Origin of the sequence: Kitasatospora sp. NPDC096128 (assembly GCF_040303105.1) — a bacterium.
In the GTDB taxonomy this organism is placed as follows: domain Bacteria; phylum Actinomycetota; class Actinomycetes; order Streptomycetales; family Streptomycetaceae; genus Kitasatospora.
In genome coordinates this window covers 364931-387259 of the sequence record NZ_JBEOSP010000001.1, presented here as the reverse complement: position 1 = coordinate 387259, position 22329 = coordinate 364931, and the positions used below count along the sequence as shown (strand labels likewise).

At 74.7% G+C, this 22329-nt stretch carries 22 protein-coding genes; 14 read left to right on the top strand and 8 right to left on the bottom strand.

The features are described from left to right. The first annotated feature begins 78 nt into the window (after nucleotides 1-78). The 5 genes from hppD (at nucleotide 79) to ABTY61_RS01660 (ending at nucleotide 4979) form a co-directional block, all read left to right on the top strand. Entirely contained in the window at nucleotides 79-1143 is a 1065-nt protein-coding gene (gene hppD, locus ABTY61_RS01680) for a 4-hydroxyphenylpyruvate dioxygenase (protein WP_350502873.1), read from the top strand. A 26-nt stretch (nucleotides 1144-1169) separates the two neighbouring features. Then, nucleotides 1170-2084 (top strand): phytanoyl-CoA dioxygenase family protein, encoded by a 915-nt coding sequence (locus tag ABTY61_RS01675; protein ID WP_350502872.1) that lies wholly within the window; start codon nucleotides 1170-1172, stop codon nucleotides 2082-2084. Continuing rightward, the gene (locus tag ABTY61_RS01670) at nucleotides 2081-3112 is read left to right on the top strand and encodes a thiamine pyrophosphate-dependent dehydrogenase E1 component subunit alpha (protein ID WP_350502871.1); all 1032 of its coding nucleotides are present in this window, start codon (nucleotides 2081-2083) and stop codon (nucleotides 3110-3112) included. The genes ABTY61_RS01675 and ABTY61_RS01670 overlap by 4 nt, the downstream gene beginning before the upstream one ends. Further along, nucleotides 3109-4077: an alpha-ketoacid dehydrogenase subunit beta gene (locus ABTY61_RS01665; RefSeq protein ID WP_350502870.1), complete on the top strand. Its 969-nt coding sequence runs from the start codon at nucleotides 3109-3111 to the stop codon at nucleotides 4075-4077. Before ABTY61_RS01670 ends, ABTY61_RS01665 begins: the two co-directional genes overlap by 4 nt. A gap of 116 nt (nucleotides 4078-4193) precedes the next feature. Next, entirely contained in the window at nucleotides 4194-4979 is a 786-nt protein-coding gene (locus tag ABTY61_RS01660; protein WP_350502869.1) for a DUF3050 domain-containing protein, read from the top strand. Nucleotides 4980-5058: 79 nt separating this feature from the next. Here ABTY61_RS01660 and ABTY61_RS01655 read toward each other — a convergent pair whose 3' ends face one another. Next, entirely contained in the window at nucleotides 5059-6408 is a 1350-nt protein-coding gene (locus tag ABTY61_RS01655; RefSeq protein WP_350502868.1) for an acyltransferase, read from the bottom strand. Between the two features lie 125 nt (nucleotides 6409-6533). Here ABTY61_RS01655 and ABTY61_RS01650 point away from each other — a divergent pair, with 125 nt between their 5' ends. From ABTY61_RS01650 to ABTY61_RS01635, 4 genes are all read left to right on the top strand, one after another. Next, nucleotides 6534-8909, top strand: a complete 2376-nt coding sequence (locus ABTY61_RS01650) for an ABC transporter ATP-binding protein/permease (RefSeq protein ID WP_350502867.1) — start codon at nucleotides 6534-6536, stop codon at nucleotides 8907-8909. A 107-nt stretch (nucleotides 8910-9016) separates the two neighbouring features. Further along, a complete protein-coding gene (locus tag ABTY61_RS01645) occupies nucleotides 9017-9631 on the top strand; it encodes an SH3 domain-containing protein (RefSeq protein WP_350502866.1) in 615 nt (204 codons plus the stop codon). Beyond that, on the top strand, nucleotides 9628-10638 hold the full coding sequence (locus tag ABTY61_RS01640; protein ID WP_350502865.1) for a serine/threonine-protein kinase: 1011 nt from the start codon (nucleotides 9628-9630) through the stop codon (nucleotides 10636-10638). Before ABTY61_RS01645 ends, ABTY61_RS01640 begins: the two co-directional genes overlap by 4 nt. 15 nt (nucleotides 10639-10653) lie before the next feature. Continuing rightward, nucleotides 10654-11028, top strand: a complete 375-nt coding sequence (locus ABTY61_RS01635; RefSeq protein ID WP_350502864.1) for a DUF1304 family protein — start codon at nucleotides 10654-10656, stop codon at nucleotides 11026-11028. 87 nt (nucleotides 11029-11115) lie between these two features. On the opposite strand, the gene ABTY61_RS01630 is transcribed toward ABTY61_RS01635, so the two are convergent. Continuing rightward, complete coding sequence (locus ABTY61_RS01630) at nucleotides 11116-12462, bottom strand: streptophobe family protein (protein ID WP_350502863.1); 1347 nt, start codon at nucleotides 12460-12462, stop codon at nucleotides 11116-11118. Nucleotides 12463-12786: 324 nt separating this feature from the next. Between ABTY61_RS01630 and ABTY61_RS01625 the strand changes: the two genes are divergently transcribed. Beyond that, on the top strand, nucleotides 12787-14148 hold the full coding sequence (locus ABTY61_RS01625; RefSeq protein ID WP_350502862.1) for a DUF6777 domain-containing protein: 1362 nt from the start codon (nucleotides 12787-12789) through the stop codon (nucleotides 14146-14148). An 82-nt stretch (nucleotides 14149-14230) separates the two neighbouring features. Here ABTY61_RS01625 and ABTY61_RS01620 read toward each other — a convergent pair whose 3' ends face one another. Further along, nucleotides 14231-14674: a winged helix-turn-helix transcriptional regulator gene (locus ABTY61_RS01620; protein ID WP_350502861.1), complete on the bottom strand. Its 444-nt coding sequence runs from the start codon at nucleotides 14672-14674 to the stop codon at nucleotides 14231-14233. A gap of 130 nt (nucleotides 14675-14804) precedes the next feature. Between ABTY61_RS01620 and ABTY61_RS01615 the strand changes: the two genes are divergently transcribed. Continuing rightward, nucleotides 14805-16040, top strand: coding sequence for an MFS transporter (locus tag ABTY61_RS01615; RefSeq protein ID WP_350502860.1), 1236 nt, complete (start codon nucleotides 14805-14807; stop codon nucleotides 16038-16040). A 7-nt stretch (nucleotides 16041-16047) separates the two neighbouring features. Here ABTY61_RS01615 and ABTY61_RS01610 read toward each other — a convergent pair whose 3' ends face one another. Then, nucleotides 16048-16485, bottom strand: coding sequence for a DUF4259 domain-containing protein (locus ABTY61_RS01610; RefSeq protein WP_350502859.1), 438 nt, complete (start codon nucleotides 16483-16485; stop codon nucleotides 16048-16050). 113 nt (nucleotides 16486-16598) lie between these two features. On the opposite strand from ABTY61_RS01610, the gene ABTY61_RS01605 reads away from it, so the two are divergent. Beyond that, complete coding sequence (locus ABTY61_RS01605) at nucleotides 16599-16763, top strand: hypothetical protein (RefSeq protein ID WP_350502858.1); 165 nt, start codon at nucleotides 16599-16601, stop codon at nucleotides 16761-16763. Nucleotides 16764-16895: 132 nt separating this feature from the next. Here the strand turns inward: ABTY61_RS01605 and ABTY61_RS01600 are convergent, their stop codons facing one another. Then, nucleotides 16896-18518: an LCP family protein gene (locus ABTY61_RS01600; RefSeq protein ID WP_350502857.1), complete on the bottom strand. Its 1623-nt coding sequence runs from the start codon at nucleotides 18516-18518 to the stop codon at nucleotides 16896-16898. Further along, a complete protein-coding gene (locus ABTY61_RS01595) occupies nucleotides 18511-19083 on the bottom strand; it encodes a DUF6542 domain-containing protein (protein WP_350502856.1) in 573 nt (190 codons plus the stop codon). The genes ABTY61_RS01600 and ABTY61_RS01595 overlap by 8 nt, the downstream gene beginning before the upstream one ends. Before the next feature lie 257 nt (nucleotides 19084-19340). On the opposite strand from ABTY61_RS01595, the gene ABTY61_RS01590 reads away from it, so the two are divergent. Together ABTY61_RS01590 and ABTY61_RS01585 are read left to right on the top strand one after the other, a co-directional pair. Beyond that, entirely contained in the window at nucleotides 19341-19547 is a 207-nt protein-coding gene (locus tag ABTY61_RS01590; protein WP_350502855.1) for an antitoxin, read from the top strand. Nucleotides 19548-19630: 83 nt separating this feature from the next. Continuing rightward, nucleotides 19631-20314, top strand: a complete 684-nt coding sequence (locus ABTY61_RS01585) for a lytic transglycosylase domain-containing protein (RefSeq protein ID WP_502895183.1) — start codon at nucleotides 19631-19633, stop codon at nucleotides 20312-20314. Between the two features lie 13 nt (nucleotides 20315-20327). Here the strand turns inward: ABTY61_RS01585 and galE are convergent, their stop codons facing one another. Both galE and ABTY61_RS01575 read right to left on the bottom strand, forming a co-directional pair. Further along, nucleotides 20328-21344, bottom strand: coding sequence for a UDP-glucose 4-epimerase GalE (gene galE / locus ABTY61_RS01580; protein ID WP_350502854.1), 1017 nt, complete (start codon nucleotides 21342-21344; stop codon nucleotides 20328-20330). A gap of 172 nt (nucleotides 21345-21516) precedes the next feature. After that, complete coding sequence (locus tag ABTY61_RS01575; RefSeq protein ID WP_350502853.1) at nucleotides 21517-22164, bottom strand: hypothetical protein; 648 nt, start codon at nucleotides 22162-22164, stop codon at nucleotides 21517-21519. Between the last annotated feature and the right edge of the window lie 165 nt (nucleotides 22165-22329).

Genomic DNA, 22329 nt, shown 5'->3' with positions numbered 1-22329 from the left:
GGCGTGCGCGACGGCCGGGCAGCGCCGCCCGGCCGCGCGCCGGCCCCCGAACCACCATCCCTCCGGGGGGAGATCCCGTTGTCCATCCAGACCATCGCCCGCGTCGAGTTCCACTGCGCGGATGCCGACAAGACCGCCGCCGGACTGCACGCCGACTACGACTTCACCGCCGCGCCGCCGACCACCTCGGCGGACGGCACCCGCTCCATCGACCTGCGCCAGGGCTCGATCCGGCTGCGGCTGACCTCCGCCGCCGACCCCGGCCACCCGGTGTCCGCCTACGTCGCCCGGCACGGCGACGGCGTCGCCGCCCTGGCCCTCGGCTGCGCCGACCCGCGGGCCGCCCTGGAACGGGCCGAGCGGCACGGTGCCCGAGTGCTGGACCGGGAGGCCTGCCTGATCGCCGGCTTCGGGGACACCGCGCTGCGGTTCACCTCGATGCACGCAGCCGGATCCGGCGAGGCCGCCGGGAGCACCGAGGCCGACGGAAGCACCGAAGCCGACGGCGGCACCACCGACCCCGCCGAAGCCGACCCCGCCGGGCCCGGCCTGCTGGACGCCCTCGACCACGTCGCGATCTGCCTGCCCGGCGGTGAACTCGCCGACGCCGTACGGTTCTGCGAGGCCGCGCTCGGCTTCCACGCGATCTTCGAGGAGTACATCGAGGTCGGCGAGCAGGCCATGGACTCCACCGTGGTGCAGAGCGCCTCCGGCCTGGTCACCTTCACCCTGATCGAGCCCGACACCGCCCGCCGCCCCGGCCAGATCGACGAGTTCCTCGCCGCCCACGGCGGCGCCGGGGTGCAGCACCTGGCGTTCAGCACCCGGGACATCGCCACCGCCGTCCGGACCGCCCGCTCCCGCGGCGTGGAGTTCCTGACCACCCCGGCTGCCTACTTCGACGCGCTCACCGAGCGGCTCGGCGGGACGGCCATCCCGGTGGAGACCCTGCGCGACCTGCACGTCCTGGTGGACCAGGACCACGGCGGCCAGCTGTTCCAGATCTTCGCCCGCTCGACCCACCCCCGGCGCACCTCCTTCCTGGAACTGATCGAGCGACAGGGCGCGGGCACGTTCGGCACCGCGAACATCAAGGCGCTCTACGAGGCGGTCGAGCGACAGACCTCCGCCGCCGCCCGCTGACCGCCCCCAGAAGGGAAGCACCGCCGATGACCACCGCCACCGAGTTCCGCCTCACCGACGCCGAACGCGCCCTGCTGCCCACCCCCGAGGAGGTGGCGCATTACCGCGAGCACGGCTGGTACCTCTCCCGCAAGCTGTTCACCGACGAGGAGCTGGACACCCTCCAGGCCGCCACCGAGCTGTACTACGCGGGCCACCGCGACCGCGAACTGCCCGTCCGCCCGCCCCGGTTGGCCGCCTGGGAGCCCTCGCACGGGCCGGTCCAGCGGCACAACGACTACGTCCACCACGAGAGCGACGCGATCGGTGCCGTCCTGCGCAAGCCGCTGGTCGGCGCGGTCGCCGCACTGCTCGCCGGGGCCGAGGAGATCCGGATCTTCCAGGCCACCCTGATCTACAAGCCGCCGGTGCCGGGGGAGCCCAGCAACCACGTGCCGTGGCACTTCGACAAGCACTACTGGCAGACCTCGACGTCTCAGGACATGCTCACCGCCTTCATCCCGTTCCACGACTGCCGGGAGGAGAACGGCACCATCACCATGGTGGACGGCAGTCACCGCTGGCGGGAGATGCCCTCCGGGGAGGACTCAACCCGGCACTTCGCCGACCGCGACAACTCCGAGCTGGACGCCATCCTGGAGGCCAACGCCGCGTTCAACGGGCAGCGGGTGCGGAAGGTCCCGATGCTGATCCCGCGCGGCCACCTGTCCTTCCACCACTGCCGCACCTACCACGGCAGCGGCCCCAATCTGGCCGCCTTCCCCCGCAGGGCCGTCTCGCTGCACCTCCAGGACGGCGCCAACGAGTACCGCCGGCACGAGCGGGCGGACGGCGGCCCGGTGGTGTACAACCACGACGTGCTGGTGCGCCGCACCTCCGACGACCGGCCGGACTACGCCGACCCGGCGTTCTGCCCGACGATCTGGCGGGGAACGCTGTGACCGCACCGCCCGCCACCGGCATCGCCCCGCTGGCCACCCCGGCCGAGCGCTACCGGATGCTGCGGCTGATCCGCGGCTTCGAGGAGCTGGCGCTCGGCCTGGTGAAGACCGGCGCGATCCCCGGCGGCATCCACCCGTACATCGGGCAGGAGGCTGTCGCGGTCGGCGTCTGCTCGGCGCTCGGCCCGGCCGACCGGCTGACCAGCACCCACCGCGGCCACGGCCACGTGCTCGCCCGGGGCGCCGCCCCGCACCGGCTGCTCGCCGAACTCGCGGGCCGGGTGGACGGGTTGAACGGCGGCCGGGGCGGTTCGATGCACGCCGCCGACGTGTCGCTGGGCATCCTCGGCGCCAACGGCATCGTCGGCGCCGGGGCCCCGATCGCGGTCGGCGCCGCCTGGGCCGCCAAGCACAGCACGCACTCCACGCACTGCGGGGGCGGGGCCGCGGCCGACCCGGTCGCGGTCTCCTTCTTCGGCGACGGCGCGCTCAACCAGGGCGTGCTGCTGGAGTCGTTCAACCTCGCGGCGATGTGGCGGCTGCCGGTGGTGTTCGTCTGCGAGAACAACGGCTACGCCACCACGCTGCCCGCCGCCACCGCCGTCGCGGGCACCGCCACCGGCCGGGCCGCCGCCTTCGGCATCCCCGCCGAGCAGGTGGACGGCATGGACACCGAGGCCGTCCGGGCCGCCGCCCGACACGCGGTCGAGCGGGCCCGCGCGGGCGGCGGCCCGGGCTTCCTGGAGTGCCGCACCTACCGCTACGAGGGCCACCACACCATGGAACGCCGGATGAAGCTGCACTACCGCACCCCCGAGGAGGTCGCGGCCTGGCGCGAGCACGACCCGCTGGCCCGGGCCACCGGCCCGCTCGACCCGGCGACGGTCGTCGAACTGGACCGCTCGGTGGCCGAACAGCTGGCCGCCGCCGAGGAGTTCGCCCTGGCCTCGGCCCACCCGGACCCGGCGGGCGCGCTGGACCACCTGTACGCCGACGGCCTGCGACCCCGGGCGGGGGTGTCGGCGTGACCAGGCTCTCGTACACCAAGGCGCTCAACCGGGCGCTGGCCGACGAACTCGCCGAGGACCCGGCGGTCTGCGTGTTCGGCGAGGACATCGGCGCCGGCCTGGCCGGCCCGACCCTGGGCCTGCTGGACCGCTTCGGCCCCGGCCGGATCGTGGACACCCCGCTCTCCGAACAGGCCTTCACCGCGATGGCGATGGGCGCCGCGCTGGCCGGGCGGCGGCCGGTGCTGGAGTTCCAGATCCCCTCGCTGCTCTTCCTGGTCTTCGAGCAACTCGTCAACCAGGCCCACAAGTTCTCGCTGATGACCGGCGGTCAGGCGGCCGTCCCGCTGACCTGCCTGGTGCCAGGCTCGGGCTCCCGGGACGGCTGGGCCGGGCAGCACTCCGACCACCCGTACAGCCTGTTCGCGCACGCCGGGGTGAAGACCGTGGTGCCCGCCACCCCTACCGACGCCTACGGGCTGCTGCGCTCGGCGATCCGCGACCCGGACCCGGTGGTGGTGTTCGCCCCGGCGGCAGCCCTGCCGGTCCGCGAGACGGTCACCTGGGAGCTGGCGCCCGTCCCGCTCGGGCGGGCCCGGATCCACCGGCCCGGCACGGACGTCACCCTGGTCGCCCTCGGACACCTGGTGCACGACGCCCTGGCCGTCGCCGAGGAGTTGGCACCGGAGCTCTCGGTGGAAGTCCTGGACCCCCGCACCGTCCACCCCCTAGACTGGCCCGCGCTCGCCGAGTCCCTGGAGCGCACCGGTCGGCTGGTCGTCGTGGACGACTCCAACCGTAGCTGCGGCTTCGGCGCCGAGGTGCTGGCCACCGCCGCCGAGGAGATGCACCTGATTGCGCCACCGCGCCGGATCACCCGCCCGGACGGCGCGGTGCTGCCCTTCGCCCCCGCCCTCGACCGGGCCGTCCAGCCCGGCCGGGAACAGCTGCGGCACGCGCTGCGGTCCGTCATGAAGTCCCGCTGACCCCGGCAGCCGTCAAGTCCCGCACCGGCCACCGTCATCCAGAGACCCGGCCGCCGTCACGAAGCCCCGACCTCCGTGACGGCCACCCCTCCCCCACCCCGAGAACAGGAGCACCGATGTCGACCAACCGCTACCACTGGGACCGCTCGCACCCCGGCCTCACCAGCCTCCAGCAGGCCATCGACCCGCTGCGCCGCGAGGTGGTCGAGCACTCGGTGTACCGCTCGCTCACCAGCATCGCGCGCGTCCGCACCTTCCTGAACAGCCACGTCTTCGCGGTCTGGGACTTCATGTCGCTGCTCAAGAGCCTGCAGCGCGACCTCACCTGCGTGGACGTGCCGTGGGTCCCGAGCGGCCCGACCGCCAGCCGCCGGCTGATCAACGAGATCGTCCTGGTGGAGGAGAGCGACGAGCTGGGCGAGGGCTACACCAGCCACTTCGAGCTGTACGTCGAGGGCATGCGCCAGGCCGGCGCCGATCCCCGCCCGGTGGCGGACTTCCTGGCGCGCCTGGGCTCCGGCGAGGCCGTGCCGGAGGCCCTCAAGGCTGCCGGGGTGCCCGACCCGGCCGTGGACTTCACCTCCGTCACCTGGTCGATCGTGGAGAACGCGCCGGTGCACGCCCGGGCCGCCGCCTTCGCCTTCGGCCGGGAGGACCTGATCCCGGACATGTTCACCCAGGTGGTCGGGATCGACGACCCCGACGGTGTGCTCACCGTCTTCAAGGACTACCTGGCCCGCCACATCGAGGTGGACGGCGAGCAGCACACCCCGATGGCGATGCAGATGCTGATCGACCTGTGCGGCGACGACCAGGCCCTGTGGGACTCCTGCGCCGAGACGGTCCGGACGGCGCTGGAGGCCCGGCTCCGGCTCTGGACCGCGATCGAGCAGTCCTTCTAGGGCCCTTCCGGCGGATCTTGGCGGATCAGCGCAAGATCCGCCGGACAGGCCCTGAGCCGCAATCTCCCGAGCTGCGGGCTCAGAGCACCTTCGGCAGCACCGCCGCCGAGCCGGGCGGCTCGTCACCCGCCGCCCGGAACCGGTGCAGCGCCGCCCGGCCGTCCGCCCCGCGCACCCGGGCGGCCAGCCGGACGGGCAGCACCACGGTGGTCAGCCAGCCCTCGCCGCGGTACCCCTCGATCGTCCAACTGACCCAGGGCAGAGGGTAGTTGGCGGCAGGACTGAAGAACACCGGCGGGCTTCCCTGGAAGCTCACCCGGTAGGCGCCGAAGCGGCTCCAATTGGAGAAGCTGAACCGGCGCCGCTGCGGGTCGAAGCCCAGCGGCACGCACTCCCCCAACCGCGAACGGCCCAGCCCCGCCAGGAAGTCCAGGTTGGAGCGCAGGTTGAGGTGGGCGGTCGGGAACTCCTCGACAGCCGTCCGCAGCGCGCCCGCCAGTACCGCCGGCCCGTCCTTCGGCCGGTGCGGCACGTGCACCTCGCTCAGCAGGTTGCCCACCAGGGCGGGCGAAAGGCCCAGCCAGCGGCGGGCGTTGACCGGGACGGTGAGCATCCGCTCTTCCCGGTCGCCGTCCAGCTCCCGCAGGGTGGCGAGGACATGGGCGCAGAGCACGTCCCCGGCGGAGAGCCGCAGCCCGGCGGCGGCCCCGAACTCCTCGCGCATCCGGCCGACTTCGGTCTCGGTGAAGGCGATCTGGACGGTCCGGTTGGCGCGCGGCCCGGCCGCGACCTCGCGGGCCAGCAGCTCCGCCTCCGCCGGGTCCGGCAGCCGGAAGCCGGGCCGCCCGCAGTCCTCGGCCGGCAGCAACGCGTCCAGCAACGCGTCCTGGTCGTCGACGAGTTCGGCCTCCGGCAGCGGTTCGCCCTCGACCGCCGCGGACCAGATCCGCAGCAGCAGCATGAAGCTGTGCAGGTCCCCGATCGCGTGGTGCCAGGAGCAGCCGAGCACCGTCCCGCCGTCGGCGGTCCGGGTGACCCGTACGGTGAGCAGCGGGGCGTCGCCGGTGCGCGCCGCCCGGGCGTCCACCGGGTCGACCAGTTCGGAGCCGGCCGCGACCACCCGGCCCATCGCCTCGGTGAGGGTGCCGTCCACGGTGTAGAGCTCCAGCGGCACGCCGGAGTCGTCGCAGACCGCCCGGAGCGCGCCGCCGTCGGTGCGCAGCCGTCCGGCGAACACCGGTACCCGCTCCAGGGCGAGGGCGAGCCCGGCGGCGAGCCGGTCCTCGTCCAGCGGCCGGTCGAAGCAGAGCACGACGGAGACGGCGAGGTCGGCGAGCATGGTGTCCATCAGGCCCAGGCGCAGCACCCGGCCGTCGGCGCGGCCGGCTCGGACGGTGCGGGAGTCGCGCGGTCTCGGCCAGGTGCTCATGCGTCTCCAGTCCGGGGCGTGGCCTGCGGGCACGCCGAACGATAGTGCCGCGCCGAGGCAGTGGTCCAGTCCAATGTCAGGATCCGGAAAGGCCGTTCGGGGACGCCGACGATAGAATGCCGAGCATGGGACAGCGCCCCGGCGCGCCCACCGCGCCGCCCCTCGTCCTGGTCACCGACCGCGAATCCCGGCTGATCGACCCGACCCGGGCCTACCACCTGGGCCGGGACCCGACCAGCGAGATCGTGCTGGACGACCCCCGGGTCTCCTGGCACCACGCGGTGCTGCGCGCCGCCGCCGACCATTGGCTGCTGGAGGACGTCGGCAGCACCAACGGCACCTTCGACCAGGGCCGCCGGATCGACCACGAGGACGTCGGCCCCGGTACCCGGCTGCGCTTCGGCGATCCGGCCACCGGCCCGTCCGCGACCTTCGCCGGCCTGCCCGGCCCCGCCCCCGGCGAGCGCACCGTGCTGCTCGCCCCGCGCAGCTCCGGCACCTTCCGCAGCCCGAGCGCCGTCCTGGAGCTGCCCGGCCGGACCCTGCGGATCGGCCGGGCGCCCGACAACGACCTGGTCCTGGACGACCTGGTGGTCTCCCGGCACCACGCCGAACTGCGCGAACTGCCCGGCGGCGGGCACGAGATCGTCGACCTGGACAGCCACAACGGCACCTACCTCAACGGCCGCCCGGTCCGCCGCGCCCCGGTCGGCCCGGCCGACCTCGTCGGCATCGGCCACTCCGCGCTCTGCCTGGCCGACGGCCGGCTCGTCGAGTACACCGACACCGGTGAAGTCTCCCTGGACGTCCAGCACCTGGTCGTCCGGGTCGGCCCGGACCACCGGGTGCTGCTGGACGACGTCGGCTTCCCGCTCGCCGAGAAGGCGCTCCTCGCGGTGGCCGGCCCCAGCGGGGCCGGCAAGTCCACCCTGCTCAACGCGCTCACCGGGCTGCGCCCCGCCGACGAGGGCACCGTGCTGTACGACGGACGCGACCTCTACCGCGACTACGCCGAGTTGCGCCGCCGGATCGGCCTCGTCCCCCAGGACGACATCCTGCACACCCAGTTGACCGTCCGCCGCGCCCTGTCCTACGCCGCCGAACTGCGCTTCCCCGGGGACACCGAGGAGGAGGAACGGGAGGCCAGGGTCTCCGAGGTGATCGGCGAACTGGGCCTGGAGGCGCGCGAGCGGCAGGTGATCGCCAGCCTCTCCGGCGGCCAGCGCAAGCGGGTCAGCATCGCCCTGGAGCTGCTCACCAAGCCCTCGCTGCTCTTCCTCGACGAGCCGACCTCCGGCCTGGACCCGGGCATGGAGCGCTCGGTGATGCACCTGCTGCGCGGCCTGGCCGACGACGGCCGCACGGTGGTCGTGGTGACGCACAGCGTGCTGAGCCTCAATGTGTGCGACCGCCTGCTGGTGCTCGCGCCCGGCGGCCGGACCGCCTACTACGGGCCGCCGACCGAGGCGCTGGCCTACTTCGGGGAGCAGGAGTGGCCGGAGGCCTTCGAGGCCTTCGAGAACGACACCGAGGGGCGCTGCCGGGACCGCTTCCGCGCCTCGCCGCAGTACCAGCGGTACGTGGCGGCCGAGGCGGCGCACCCACTGCCCGCGCTGCCCCGGCCGGAGTCGGCCGCCCCGGCCGTCGGCCGGGAGAAGCCGCAGCGCTGGGCCTCCCAACTGGGCACCCTGGTGCGCCGCTACGCCGCGGTGCTCGCCGCCGACCGGCTGTTCCTCACCGTGATGATCGTGCTGCCGTTCGTCATCGGCCTGATGTGCCGGGCGATGGCCGGCACCCGGCTCACCGACGAGAACGCCATCAACTGCCTGCTCACGCTCTGCCTCGGCGGGGTGCTCACCGGCTCGGCCAACGCGGTGCGCGAGCTGGTCAAGGAGCGCGCGATCTACCGGCGGGAGCGGGTGGTCGGGCTGTCCAGGTCGGCGTACCTGGTGTCGAAGGTGGTGGTGCTCGGCGCGGTCACGGTGGCCCAGGCCGCGGTTCTGACCGTGGTCGGCCTGGCCGGGGTATCCCTCACCGCCCAGCCGCGGCCGAACGCCCCGCCGCCGGTGACCACCGGCGTGCTGATGCCCCAGCTGCCTGAGCTGATCGTCGAGGTCGCGCTGCTCGCGTTCACCTCGATGGTGCTCGGCCTGGTGGTCTCCGCCCTCGTCGGCAAGGAGGAGACCACGATGCCGCTGCTGGTGCTCCTCGCGATCGTCCAGGTCGTGTTCAGCGGCCTGATGCTCCGGCTGCACGGCGTGCCCGGACTGGAGCAGTTCGCCTGGCTGGTCCCGTCCCGGTGGGGCCTGTCCGCGATGGCCCGCACCGTGGACCTGAACCGGCTCACCGTGCCGACCCCGATCACCGCGGACCCGATGTTCCGCCCCGAGCGCACCGGGTGGCTGGTCAGCATGGCCGCGCTGGCCGCCCTCTCGGTGGCGTACGGGCTGGCGGTGCTCGCCCTGCTGCGCCGGCACGAGCCGTCCGTCATGCGCAAGTAGCCGCCCCCGCGCCCGCCGGTAGAGTGGGAGGCGAACTGCGGTGCGAGTGCCGCACGCGGCCCCTGCCCCCGGCACCGGCCGGCGCGGCGGAGGGAATGTGCCCGCCCATGGACGAGTTCGCGTTCCGCCCCACCCACGTCGCCCCGCCGGACGGCCTGGCGACCTGGACGGCGCCGGACCCGGCACGGCCGTCCGCCCGGCTCGACCCGCTGCTCCCGGTCCGGCTGATCGCCCGGCAGGGCGACTGGGCGCAGGTGCTCTGCTCCAACGGCTGGACCGCCTGGGTGGACGGCCGCCTGCTGATCGCACTCCCCCACCCGCCGCCCGCCGCGGGCGGACCGCCCGCCCGCACCGCCGACCCACGCCCCGCCCTCGCCGAGGCCGAGGCGGCCCTCGCCCGGCACCGCGCCCTGCTGGAGGACCTCGCCGCGGGCACCCTGGACCTGGAGGCCTTCCGGGAGCGGACCCGGGGCCTGCGGATCGGCCTGGTGGCGGACGGCGAGGCGCTCTGGGTGTTCGACCCGGTGCACGACCGCTGGTGCTTCTGCGACGGGCTGCAGCTGCAGACCTACGCGGCCACCGACCGGCGGCCGTCCGCCGGGCCCGCGATCTCGCCCGGCACCGCGCCCGCCGTCGCGCCGGGTGCCGTGCCCGGTGCCGTGCCGGGGCCCGACCCGCAGGCGCAGGGCCCGTACGCGCCCACCCGGACGGGTGAGCCGTGATCCCCGCCGAGCCGCCCCCGGCCGCCAGCCTGCCCGCCGGCCTGGTGGGGCGGAAGGTGGCCGGCTACCGGCTGGAGCACGAGATCGGGCGCGGCGGGATGGCCGTGGTCTACCGGGCCAAGGACCTGCGGCTCGGCCGGACCGTCGCGGTCAAGCTGCTGGCCCCCGAGCTGGCCCGCAACGAGGTGTTCCGGAAGCGCTTCATGCACGAGTCCGAGGCCGCCGCCGGGATCGACCACCCGCACATCGTCCCGGTGTTCGAGGCCGGCGAGCACGAGGGCATCCTCTACCTGGCGATGCGCTACGTCGAGGGCGGCGACCTGCGCGCCCTGATCAGCCGGGACGCCCCGCTGCCGATCGAGCGCGCCACCCGGCTGGCCCTGCAGATCGCCTCCGCCCTGGACGCCGCCCACGACCACGAGCTGGTGCACCGGGACGTCAAGCCGGGCAACGTCCTGGTCGCCGCCGGTACGGACGACGAGCACCCCGAGCACCTCTACCTGGCGGACTTCGGGCTCACCAAGAAGTCCCTCTCGCTCAGCGGGCTGACCAGCGTCGGCCAGATCGTCGGCACGCTCGACTACGCCGCACCGGAGCAGATCTCCGGCCGGCCCCTGGACGGGCGCTGCGACCAGTACGCCCTCGGCTGCGTGGTCTTCGAGATGCTCGCCGGCAGCCCGCCGTTCCGCCGGGAGAGCGACCTCGCGCTGCTCTGGGCCCACCTCAACGACCCGCCGCCCGACCTGCGCAGGCACCGCCCGGACCTCCCCGAGTCGGTGGACGCCGTGCTGGCCCGGGCACTCGCCAAGGCGCCCGGGGAGCGGTACGACAGCTGTCTGCAGTTCGTCGCCGAGCTGCGCGCGGCGACCGGCCCCGCGCCGTGGACCGGCGACGGCCCGCCCACCCAGGTCGTCCCGGCGGTCGCCCGGGCCCCCGCTCCCGGCCCGGTGCCGGACCCGCCCGCCTGGGCCGGCCCGGTCGTCCACCCGCCGTCCGGGAGCCGTTAGGGAGAACCGTCGACCATGAACGCCGTGAGCCAGGTCTTCGCCATGCTCGCCGCCGCGATCCACCTCGTGGTGTGGCCGCTGGAGAGCTACCTGTACGGGCACCCACGGGTGCGCTACCTGCTCACCGGCAGCACGGCGGACGCCCCGGAGGTCCGGCTGTGGCGGTTCAACGTCGGCTTCTACAACCTGTTCCTGGCCCTCGGCCTGGTCGCCGGGCTGGTCCTGCTGCACACCGGGCACGCCGGGTCGGGACGGCCGGTGATCCTCTACATCGGGGCCTTCATGGTGGCCGGCGGGCTCACCCTGTTCGTCTCGGAGCCGAAGCTGTGGCGCGGCGCGCTCGGCCAGGCGCTCCCGGCGGCGGCCATCCTGCTCGCCGAACTGCTCTGAGCCCGGGGCGGCCGCGGTCCCTGGGACGGCTGGGCGCCGGGCTCTGAGGCGGCCGACCGCGGTCCCTGGGACGGCCGGGCGCCGGGCTCAGCCGTCGGCGGTCTCCTCGGTGACCTCCCCGCGGCGCCGCACCCGCGCCGCCAGCAGCGCCCCGACCAGCCCGGTCAGCAGCCCCCAGCCGGCCGCCAGCGGCACCGCCGTCCACAGCTCCGGGCGCAGCGTCAGGCTGCCGCTGCCCAGCGCCGCCAGCGGGTTGTCGCCGCCGAGCAGCGAGCCGAGGAGGTCCCCCAGCCCGCCCTGGCCGAGGCCGACGCCCAGCACGGAGAGCCCGTAGTCGGCGTCCATCCGGGTCCACAGGCCCACCAGCAGCACGGTGACGGCGGTGGCCAGCGCGAAGCGGACGGCGTGCTGCCAGAGCCGGACGCGGCGCGGGGAGCGGCGGGCGGCGAGGAAGGCGGCGGCGGTCAGCAGCACGGCGGCCACCGGGAGCAGCCACCAGCTGCGCGCGTCGTGGTCGGCCAGGGTGCCGAGGTCGATGGTCGCCTCCTTGCCGCCGGGGGCGCGCAGCACCGCGCTGAGCGGTTCGGGGACGGGCAGGCCGAGCGCGCCGACCAGTCGGCCGTGCCAGACCGCGCCGAGACCGAGGCCGAAGGCGAGCCAGACCAGGTCGGGCAGGGCGAGCAGCAGCACGGCCATGGTGGAGCGGGCGTTGCCGTGCACGATCGCGGTGACGAGCCCGGCCACCGCGCCGATCGCCACGTATCCGAGCAGCACCGTCCAGAGCGCGAACGCGGCCGGGCGGACGGCGAGTTGGTACCGCAGCAGGCCGCCCGGCAGCGGCGCCCGGCGGGACACCGCGAAGACCGCGGCGAGCACCAGCAGCAGCCAGGCCAGCCCGATGCCGATGGTGGTGGGGCCGTCCGCGTGGAAGCCGACCTCCGGGGTGAGCCCGAGCGCACCGCCGATGGTCTCCGCCAGGCCGCCGCCGAGCGGGATCACGAAGGTGTGCTCGGCGGTGACGGTGATCACCACCAGGGCGATCAGCCAGAGCACCACCGTCCGGGCGATCCGGCCCAACAGCTCACCGCCTCCGGCGACGGCACGGAAGCGCAGTTGACGCAGGAACACCTCGGCGATCACCACCGCGCCGACCAGCGAGACGCTCAGCGGCATCGCGCTGATCCCGGCGTCCACGGCGGCGAACTGGCCCGCACCGCCGTCGAGTTGGACCGATCCGCCGACGGCCAGCGCCAGCGTCGCGGCGAGCACCGGCGGGAAGCCGCCCTCCGGGAGGTCGGCGGCGCCGGCCAGCCAGAGGCCCAGCGCAGCCACCGCCGCCATCGCGGCGAGCCCGGCCAGCACCACGGCGAGCGCGTCCAGCCAGCCGCGGACGGCCCCGGGCGGGCCGCCGGCCCCGGTGGTGGGCTGCTGCATGCCGCCTCCCTCTGCTCGAACGGGCCTGGTCCGTTCCGGCCCGGTCCGTTCCCAGGGTGACCGACCGCCGCGGGGCACGCTCGGCGACGGCGGGGGTACCTGCTGTTGCGGCGAACGGGGCACCGGGGGAGAAATGGAACCCAGTGGCAGGAGCTTCCCGTGCCGGCCGTACGCGCCGGCTGCCTGCGAAACGGAGCCTCGATGAGTTCCCAACCGCCCCCCTCCGGTCCGCCGAGCGAGCCGCCCCCGGGCCCGCCCTCCGGGCCTCCGTCCGGCCCGTTGGCCGGCCCCCCGTCGGGCGGCGGCACGGGCGGACCGCCGTCCGTGCCGCCGACCTCGGGCTCGTCCGCGGGCAGCGGGCGCGGCCCGCGGAGGCCGTGGTGGCGCTCCGGCAAGGGCCTGGGGGTGGCGGCGGGCGTGCTGGTCGCGGCCGTGGTGGCGACCGTGCTGGTCGTCACCAACCACGGCGGCACGAAGGAGGCCGTCCCGACCGCCAACGAGGTCGCCCTACAGGCTCCGGCCGACTCCGGGCCGGCCCCGTTCACCCCATCGGTGGAAACCCGGACCGTGAGTGCCCCGGCCCCCGCCCCCACCAGCGGCGCCGCCCAGCCGGGCGGCGCCTCCAAGAGCGGCTCGCCCGCCGCCCTGCACAGCGTGAAGGGCACCTCGGCCGGGCTGTACGGCGGGACGATGGGCAAGCCCAGCTGCGACACCGAGCGGCTGATCGGCATGGTGTCCAGCGGCGACGCCGGACGGGCCTGGGCCTCGGCGGCGGGCATCGACCAGTCGGCGATCCCCTCCTACCTGCGCTCGCTGACCTCGGCGTACCTGCGGGTGGACACCCGGATCACCAACCACGGCTACAAGAGCGGCGCCGTGGTGGAGTACCAGTCCGTACTGCAGGCGGGCACCGCCGTCCTGGTGGACGCCCAGGGTGTGCCCCGGGTGCGCTGCGCCTGCGGCAACCCGCTGAAGCCGGCGGTGCTGGTGAGCAACGCCAAGTACACCGGGAAGGTGTGGGCGGGCTTCGAGCCGACCACCCTGATCGTGGTGACGCCGGCGCCGCAGCCGGTGACCGAGATCATCCTGGTGAACATCGAGACGGGCGACTGGTTCTCCCGGCTGACCGGGCGGATCGAGGTGGTCGACAAGCACGTCGAACCGCCGAAGGGCCCGATGCCTCCGGGCATCCCGCCGCCGGCGCCGTGGATGCCGCCCAAGCCGACGGCGACGGCCTCCGGCCCGTCGTCCGGGTCGAGTTCGGCGACGACCTCCGGGGCGACCTCCTCCGGGGCGACGTCCTCGGGAGCCACGTCCTCGGGAGCCACGTCCTCGGGCGCGACCTCCTCCGGGGCGACGTCCTCGGGCGCGACCTCCTCGGGCGCGACCTCCTCGGGAGCCACCTCGGCCGCCTCCTCGGGCACCCCGTCGGGCACGTCCTCGACGACGGGCACCTCCGGGCCGTCCTCCGGGACCGGGACCACCAAGAGCCCCACCGGAACGGCCGCGGGGACGACCTCGACCACGACCGGGGGCACGACGGGCGGTGCGGGCGCCACCGGCACGGGCACCACGAGCACCGGCACCACGACCGCGACCGGCACCGCGCCCAGGACTCCGGTGGCGACCTGCGCCAGCACGGCGCCGTCGACCCTGCCGCCCTGCCCGAGCGCGACCACGCCCTGACCCTGCCGCCGGCCCGGGCGCATGCCCGGACCTGATCCCCGCCGCCACCGTCCGTCCGTCGGCCGGTGGCGGCGGCGCGCTGTCAGGGCAGCAGCACCTTCGCGTCGTCCGGGCCGAGCAGTCGCCCGTCCGCCGAACGCACCTCCACCGGGGCGACCGGGGCGCCCGAGGCGCGGTCGACCAACCGGGCCCGGGGCTCGCCCTCGGCGAAGAACCACTGGTCGCCCCACTGCCGCAGGGCGGTGATCACCGGGAACAGGGCGCGGCCCTTCTCGGTGAGCAGGTACTCCTGGTAGGGACTGCCGTCGGCGGCCGGGGCGAGTTCGAACACGCCGCTGGCGACCAGTTTGGTGAGCCGCGCCGACAGGATGTTCTTGGCCAGCCCCAGGTTCTTCTGGAACTGCCCGAAGCGGCGCAGCCCGTCGAAGGCGTCCCGGACGATCAGCAGCGTCCAACCGTCGCCGACCACGTCGAGCGGGCGGGCGACCGGGCAGGTCGAGTCCTCGTGCGTGGTGCGCTTCGGCACTTCTCCCACCTCTCAGCCGGTCGGCGCCCAGCGTACCGCCGGGCTGATGGTTGCTTATTAAAACCAGGATATGCCAGGGTGGGGCAGTAGCACTTTGAAACCGCCGCTGCCCTTCGAGGGGTTCCCGCCCATGACCTCCCCTGCTCCCACCGGCCCGCCCGTCAGCCCGCCCGCCGGCGAACGCGCACGCCCGACGAGGCCACCGCGCCGCCTGTCACCGGCCGTCGCCTGGCTGCTCTCCGTCACCTGCGGCCTGGCCGTCGCCAACGTCTACTACTCCCAGCCGCTGCTCGACCTGATCGCCCGGGACTACGGCATCGACCCGGCCGCCATCGGCCTGGTCGGCACCCTCACCCAGACCGGCTACGCGCTCGGCCTGCTGCTGATCGTCCCGCTCGGCGACCACCTCGACCGCCGCGCCCTGACCACCGCCCAACTCGGGCTCTCCGTGCTCGCCCTGCTCGCCGTCGCCGTCGCTCCCTCCGCTCCCCTGCTGCTGGCCGCGATGGCCGCGGTCGGGGTACTGGCGGTCGTCGCCCAGGTCGTCGTCGCCCACTCCGCCTCGCTCGCCGCACCGGGCGACCAGGGCCGGGTGGTCGGCACCGTCACCAGCGGGATCGTGGTCGGCATCCTGCTCGCCCGCACCGTCGCCGGGACGATCGGCGACCTGGCCGGCTGGCGCGCCGTCTACCTCGCCTCCGCCGTCGCGACCGGCGCGATGGCCTTCGCCGTCGCCGCCGCCCTCCCGCCCGAGCACCGCCGCCCGACCGGGCGGATCGGCTACCCGCGCCTGGTCGGCTCGGTGTTCACGCTCTTCGCCGAGGAGCGCGTGCTGCGCGTGCGCGCCGTGCTCGCCCTGCTCACCTTCACCTCCGTCACCGTCCTGCTCACCCCGATGGTCCTGCCGCTCGCCGCCCCGCCCTTCGAGCTCAGCCACACCCAGATCGGCCTGTTCGGGCTGGCCGGAGCCGCCGGGGCCCTCGGCGCCGGGCACGCGGGCCGTCAGGCCGACCGCGGCCGGGCCGAACGCACCGCCGGCCTCGGCCTGGCGGCCATGCTCGCCGCCTGGCTCCCGGCCGCGCTGCTGCCGCACTCGGTGTGGTGGCTGGTGCTCGCCGTGGTCGTGATCGACTACGGCCTCCAGTCCGTGCACGTGGTCAACCAGCACCTCCTCTACCAAGTCCGCCCCGAGGCCCGGAGCCGGCTGACCGCGGGCTACATGCTGCTCTACTCCGTCGGCTGCGGAGCGGGCGCGATCGCCTCCACCCTGGTGTACGACCGCGGCGGCTGGAGCGCCGTCTGCCTGCTCGGGGCCGCCACCAGCCTCGCCGCGCTCGCCTACTGGCTGACGGCGCAGCGCGGTTGAGCCGACGTCACACGCCGGGCGGCGGAACGTCCGCCGTCGGCTCCGCCGGCGCCAGGATCCCCCGCAGGGCACGTATCAGCTCCCGCCACGGCCCGATGGCCCCCGCCTCGCCCCACAGCGCGAGCAGCTCCGACTCCTCCGCCACCACCCGGTCGAGCGCCCCGACCGCGAGCGGGCGCAGCTCGACGGGCAGCGGGCCGATCGGCTCCTTGGGACCGTAGGCCGTCGTCACCGCCGCTCCACCCGGGCACTGGGCGGCCACCAGCGCCGCCGCCGCGACGGCCTGCGCGCCCTCGTCGTCGTCCAGGTACTCCGGGCTCCGGGCGGCGCGCTCCAGCGCCGCCCGGACGAGGCCCGCGCGCTCGCCCGGCGCTGCGGCGTCGAGGCGACCGGCGAAATCCGCCGCGGTGTCGTTGTCGAAATGGCCGATGTCCCAGGTGCCCATGAGAATTCCCCTCGTGTTCGTATGCAATGGATGCTGGCACGCTCCACTGACAATTCGCCCGGGCCCCGGAAATCCGCTGGTCAACCACGTGACGGTACGACAGGGTTCGCCCCATGGACATTCAGGGGCTGGACGAGGACGGGTACATCGTGGCCGCGGCCGTCGCCCGCACCCCGACGAGCGACCGCGCCACCCTGACCGTCCTGATCGACGGCCTCGCCCCCTGGCCGGCCGTCGAGTACACCGCCGTCCACGGCGAGAAGGCTCCGCGCCCATGACCGCCGTGACGCCCGCACCCGGGCCATGATGCGCGGAGACCCGGCCCAAGCCACGACCCGGCCCGAGGCACGACCCGGCCCGACACCCGGGCGCGTCCGGCGGGCGGCCCCGCCGGACGCTCGTACCGCGGGTCAGTCGACGCAGGGGATCCCGCCGGCCTTGACCGCCGGCCCCTGCATCGGCAGCCCGGCGGCCGGGTCGGCGGAGCCGTCCGCCGGGGCCGGGGCGCCCGAGGAGGGCGCGGACGGGCCGGGGGTCGCGGTCCGGGTGGCGGCGGCGAGGGTGACCAGGACGTGGCCCGCCGGGACGGCCGGGGACGGTACGGCGGTGACGCCGTAGCGGGCGGCGACCGCCTGGGCGTCGGCCTTGGCACCGGTGCCGTAGGCCACGGTGGTGGTGCGGGTCCGCGCGGGGGCGTCGGCGATCCGGCCGGCCTGGTAGCCGAGGTCGACCAGGGCCTTGGACTCGGTGGCGGCGGCGCCCGCGCCGGCGGCCGCGTTGACGTCGACCACCGACTTGGGCGCGGCGCTGGGCGAGGGCGCGGGCGCGGGCGGGGCCGACTCGCCCGGGGCGTCGCCGGGTGCGGCGGCCGGGGCGGCGGGCGCCTGCTCGCGGTTGAACAGCTGGCGGACGATCTTCTTGATCAGGTCCGGGTTGACGGTGTTGACCTCCTGCCCGCCGATGGTCTTGAACCCGGCGATGGGCAGGGTGTTGAACTCGACGTTGCCGCCGGTGAGGTTGGGCGCCTGCTGGGCGAAGTCGAGGATGTTCCACTCGTTGTCGATCACGACGTCCTTCTTCACCACCCCGAACAGCTTCTGCATCTGTCCGAAGTCGTTGAGGATGCCCTGCTGCTTGAGCTTGTACTCGACCGAGGAGATGAACGCCTGCTGCCGGTGGGTGCGGTCGAGGTCGCCGTTGGTGAGGTGGTGGCGCTGGCGGACGAAGGACAGCGCCTGGGCCGCGTCGAGCGAGCTGATCCCGGCGGGCAGTTTGAGGCCGGTGCCGCCGCCCTCGTGCGCGGCGGTCCGGGCGATGATCGGATCGTCGACCGGGTGGTTGAGGCAGACCTGGATCGGTTCGACCGCCTTGGCGATGTCGTAGAAGCCGATCAGGTTGACCTCGGCGAAGTGGTCGATCGGGACGTCCAGGAAGCTCTGCACGGTCTGGATGGTGGCCGAGCGGCCCGCCTCCCGGCTCTGTCGCTCCAGCTCCGCCTTGGACAGGCCCTTGCCGGCGAGCTTCGACTCGGCGGCCTCCTTGGCGATGCCGTAGGCCTCCTTGATCTTGTGCATCTTGCCGTCGGCACCGACGGTCTGCACGTAGTCGTCGCGCGGGACCGACAGCGCGGTGACCTTCCCGCCGTTGGCCGGGATGTGCAGCACGATCAGGGCGTTGGTGTTGTAGCCGCCGATCTCGCTGGAGCCGGCGTGGAGTTCGTCCTCGACGAACTGCTTGGGCAGGTCGTTGCCGTCCATGTCCTTGCGGCTGTCCAGGCCGATCAGCAGCAGGTTGACGGACTTGTCCAGGTGCGGCGGGGCATTCTTCTTCGCCTCGTTCAGCGCGCCGGACTTGATCATGCCGTCGTCCAGGCTGCGGTACTCGTACCAGGTGAAGCCGCTGGCGCCGAGCACGGCGACCGAGACGGCGCAGGCCAGGGTGCGGCCGGCCACGGTCAGCGGGGCCGGGCCCCGACGCGGGGCGGGCGCGCGGCGCGGGGCCCGGCCGCGCGGGCGCTGGGTGCGCTCAGCCACGGCGGCCCCTTCCGCTCGGGGCTCCGGCCCTGGGGGGCCTGCGGCGGTCCAGCACCGCCCGCACCACGATCACCAGCAGCGCGACGGCCAGCGCCTCCGCCATCACCGGGAACGCCCCGACCACCCAGCGCACCGCGCCGGTGCCCAGGCCCTTGCCCTGGTACTTGTCGGGGTTGGCCGCGTACTCGACGCCCGAGGCCGTGAGCAGCACCACCACGGGGGCGGCGGTCACCACCCACCAGCGCCCGGACCGGCTGCACAGCACCGCCGCGATGCCGGTGCCGAGCACCGCGCCGACCGCGAAGAAGATGCCGACGCCGGGGCCGCCCAGTTCGTCGGCGATCCCGCCGAGCAGCGGCAGCCCGACCGCGGCGAGCGCCGCGACCAGTCCGCCGCGCCGACGGGCCTGCTGGCGGCGGCGCGAGGCACCGGCACGCTGGGCGCGGGCCTCCCGCGGCGCGTCGGACTCGCCGCCGGCCGCGCGCGAGCGCTGGGCGGGCACGGCGGCGTCCTCGGTGCGAGGCCCCGCGTCCTGGTACGGCGTTCTCGCCCGCTGGCCGGCCATGCGCACTTCCCTCGATCGTTTCGGCTGCGGCGACGCGACCACGCCACCCCTCGTACCGGGACGCCATTCGTCCTGCGGCAACACCCACCGTCTACAGGCCTGTAGAGGCTGATGTGGAGCATACAAACCCATTTCAGCAAAGTCACCCGCCGCCGTTCGGCAGCGGCGGACCGCAAGGCAGGCCCTCGTTAGGATGACCATGATCCCCGCCACGTCGGCACACCAACAGGAACGCATAAGAGGAGTAGAGCGTCACCATGTTTGAAAGTCTTAAGAACATCGCGGACAAGGCCACCGACCTCGCCCGCGAGCACAGCGACGTGCTCGGGCAGGGCCTGGAGAAGGTCGGCGACGTGATCGACGACCGCACGGACGGCAAGTACAGCGGGCAGATCGACACCGGTGTCGAGAAGGCGAAGGACTTCCTGCGCAACCTCGACGAAGCCGGGAAGCCCGCCGAATAGGGCCGGCCGGGCCCCCCGCGGGGCACGGCCGACCGTACGACGGTCGAACTGGTTGACGGGCGAACGGGGAGGGGTCGGCAGCGGTGGGCGAGGAGCAGAAGGGGCCGCGCTGGGGGCGCTGGATCGTGATCGCCGTCCTGGCGGCGGCCGGGTGGGGGATCGTCCGCAGCGGCGGCCACGAGACCGGGGCCACCTCGGCGGCGCCCGCCGGCTCACCGTCCTCGGCCGCCTCCTCGGTCGCCTCCCCCTCGGCTCCCGGCGGGGCCCCGTCGAAGCCCGCCGGCCGCTACGAGCCCGCCGACTACGCGTCGCCGGTGCGCCGGTACGCCGCCGAGGCCGGGGTCAACCCCCAGCTGCTGATGGCGATCCTCTACAACGAGGCGTACAAGCCGCACGACCCCGACTTCGAACGGGCCTGGCAGCGCGGCAAGCCGGACGCCTCCTTCGGCATCGCCAACATGCACCGGGCCGCCTTCGACGACACCAAGCCCGGCCGCCCGTTCGCCGGCCGCCGCTGGGAGGAGCTGCCGGACGACCGCGACCTGGCCGTCCAGGCGGCCGCCTGGCACCTCCACGACCTCGCCGGACAACTCCCCGCCAAGGTGAGCGCCCCGCTGAACAAGGACGAGCTGCTCGCCCTCGGCTACAACGCCGGGGCGGGCAACATGCTCGCCTTCGCGCGGGGCGTCAAGATCGGCCCGCAGGCGCAGTCCTACCTGGACCGCCTGCACGACAACTGGGCGAAGTCCGGCGAGGCCGTGAAGTAGCCGTCGGGCCGGGTCAGCTGACGCCGAGCCGGGCGGCCCACTTGGCGCGCCAGGCGAGCGCGTCGGAGACGCCCTCGGCGAGGGTGCGCTTCGGCGTCCAGCCGAGCAGCTCGCGGGCGTTGTCCACGGAGGCGTAGCAGCCGATCACATCGCCCGGGCGCGGACCGGCCTCGCGGACGTCCAGCTTGCCGCCGACGGCCTGCTCGAAGGCCGCGACCAGCTCGCGGACGGTGGTGCCCTCGCCCGTGCCGACGTTGATCGCCCGGTAGCGGTCGGCGGCGTCGGGGGCGATCACCTCGTCAAACCGCAGCAGCGCCGCGACGTGGGCCTCCGCGAGGTCCTGCACGTGGACGTAGTCGCGGATGCCGGAGCCGTCCCGGGTCGGCCAGTCGACGCCGGTGACGGTGAACGGGGTGCCCTCGGTGTGGGCCTCGATCAGCTTGCCGAGCGCGTGGCTGGGGTTGAGGTTCTGCAGACCGGTGCGCAGCCGCGAGTCGGCGCCGACCGGGTTGAAGTACCGCAGCGCGATGACCCGTTGGCGCTCGGCCCCCTCGCCCCGGGTCCAGTCCTGGAGCACCTGCTCCATCATCAGCTTGGTGCGCGCGTACGGGCTGCTCGCCTCGACCGCGGAGTCCTCGTCGACCCGGCCGTCCGGGGTGGGCGCGTAGATCGAGGCGGAACTGCTGAACACCACCCGGGTGCAGCCGTGGCGCTGCAGGGCGTCGAGCAGCTCGACGGTCTTGGCTACGTTCTCCCGGTAGTAGAACAGCGGCTTGGCGACCGACTCCGGGACGACGATCCTGGCCGCGCAGTGCACGGTGGCGTCGATGTCCGGGTGCTCGGTGAAGATCCGCTCCAGCAGGGCGGCGTCAGCGATGTCGCCCTCGTAGAAGACGCGGTTCTCCACGAACTCGGCGCGGCCCTTGGACAGGTCGTCCAGGACGACCGGGGTGATGCCCCGGTCGAGCAGGACCGAGGCCACCGTGCTGCCGATGAAGCCGGCGCCGCCGGTGATCAGGACCTTCCTCATGCGTGGATGCTCCCTCGCGATCGGCCGGACGTCCCGTGACGCCCGGTGACCGGTGTGACGTGAATCGTGTGCGGCCGGTTCCCGGTTTGCCACGCGTCGTGGATCACTGGTCGCCGACCCGCCGACCCGCCGACCGACCCTCCGACCCTCCGAGCCGCCGACCGCCGCTCCGTCAGCGGCGGGTCCGGCCCCGCAGCCAGAAGCCGGCTCCGACCAGCAGCACGGCCGCGCCGGCGGTACCGATGGCGGCCCAGGTGGTCGCGTCGTCGGTGGTCCCCTGCGCGGGCCCGGCGGCGGAGGCCGCCACGGTCGGGCCGGCGGTGGGCGTTTCGGCGGTCGGGACGGAGGTGGGCACGGCGGAGGCCGGGCCGGCGGTGGGCGGGGCGGCGGTGGGCGGGGCGGCGGCCTGGGCGGCCGCGTCCACCGGCGCCGGGTCGCTGATCGCCGCCGCCTCCACGTCGAGTTCGCGCTCGCCATGGCCCAGCGAGGGGAAGGCGCAGTCGACGGCGACCTTCCAGTGCCCGGCGGGCAGCAGCTCCCGGGTGGTGTAGGTGCCGGGCCGGCCCGGCACGGCGACCAGCCGCCAGGGGCCGACGGTCCGGCCGTCGGCGGCGGTCGCGGCGAGCGTGCCGGCGAACTCCTCGGTGACCGGGTCGTGGTCGTTCTCCCAGGTGGCGACCGTGTCGACCCGGCCGTTCCGCTGGCCGGCCACGTCCAGGTGGACGGTGTCGCCGTGGGCGGCGGCGGGTGCGGCGGCGGGCAGGACGGCGACGGCGGCGAGGGCGAGCGGGGCGAGCAGCGGGCGGGTACGGGTTCGCATGTCGGGCGGTCCTCGGGCGATGGGGGTGAGGGTCGGTGGAGCGGCGGCGCGCCGGGCGCGGGGGGCCCCCCGGGGGGGGGGGGGCCCCCCCCCGGGGGGGGGGGGGGGCCGGGGGGGGGGGGGGGGGGGGGGGGGGGGGCGGGGGGGGGGGGGGTGTAGTTGTCA

Bases quoted from the DNA above. Each gene is read 5' to 3' on its own strand.
- ABTY61_RS01675 (WP_350502872.1), top strand. From the start codon at position 1,170: ATGACCACCGCCACCGAGTTCCGCCTCACCGACGCCGAACGCGCCCTG.
- ABTY61_RS01660 (WP_350502869.1), top strand. From the start codon at position 4,194: ATGTCGACCAACCGCTACCACTGGGACCGCTCGCACCCCGGCCTCACC.
- ABTY61_RS01655 (WP_350502868.1), bottom strand. From the start codon at position 6,408: ATGAGCACCTGGCCGAGACCGCGCGACTCCCGCACCGTCCGAGCCGGC.
- ABTY61_RS01650 (WP_350502867.1), top strand. From the start codon at position 6,534: ATGGGACAGCGCCCCGGCGCGCCCACCGCGCCGCCCCTCGTCCTGGTC.
- ABTY61_RS01645 (WP_350502866.1), top strand. From the start codon at position 9,017: ATGGACGAGTTCGCGTTCCGCCCCACCCACGTCGCCCCGCCGGACGGC.
- ABTY61_RS01635 (WP_350502864.1), top strand. From the start codon at position 10,654: ATGAACGCCGTGAGCCAGGTCTTCGCCATGCTCGCCGCCGCGATCCAC.
- ABTY61_RS01630 (WP_350502863.1), bottom strand. From the start codon at position 12,462: ATGCAGCAGCCCACCACCGGGGCCGGCGGCCCGCCCGGGGCCGTCCGC.
- ABTY61_RS01615 (WP_350502860.1), top strand. From the start codon at position 14,805: ATGACCTCCCCTGCTCCCACCGGCCCGCCCGTCAGCCCGCCCGCCGGC.
- ABTY61_RS01610 (WP_350502859.1), bottom strand. From the start codon at position 16,485: ATGGGCACCTGGGACATCGGCCATTTCGACAACGACACCGCGGCGGAT.
- ABTY61_RS01605 (WP_350502858.1), top strand. From the start codon at position 16,599: ATGGACATTCAGGGGCTGGACGAGGACGGGTACATCGTGGCCGCGGCC.
- ABTY61_RS01595 (WP_350502856.1), bottom strand. From the start codon at position 19,083: ATGGCCGGCCAGCGGGCGAGAACGCCGTACCAGGACGCGGGGCCTCGC.
- ABTY61_RS01590 (WP_350502855.1), top strand. From the start codon at position 19,341: ATGTTTGAAAGTCTTAAGAACATCGCGGACAAGGCCACCGACCTCGCC.
- galE (WP_350502854.1), bottom strand. From the start codon at position 21,344: ATGAGGAAGGTCCTGATCACCGGCGGCGCCGGCTTCATCGGCAGCACG.
- ABTY61_RS01575 (WP_350502853.1), bottom strand. From the start codon at position 22,164: ATGCGAACCCGTACCCGCCCGCTGCTCGCCCCGCTCGCCCTCGCCGCC.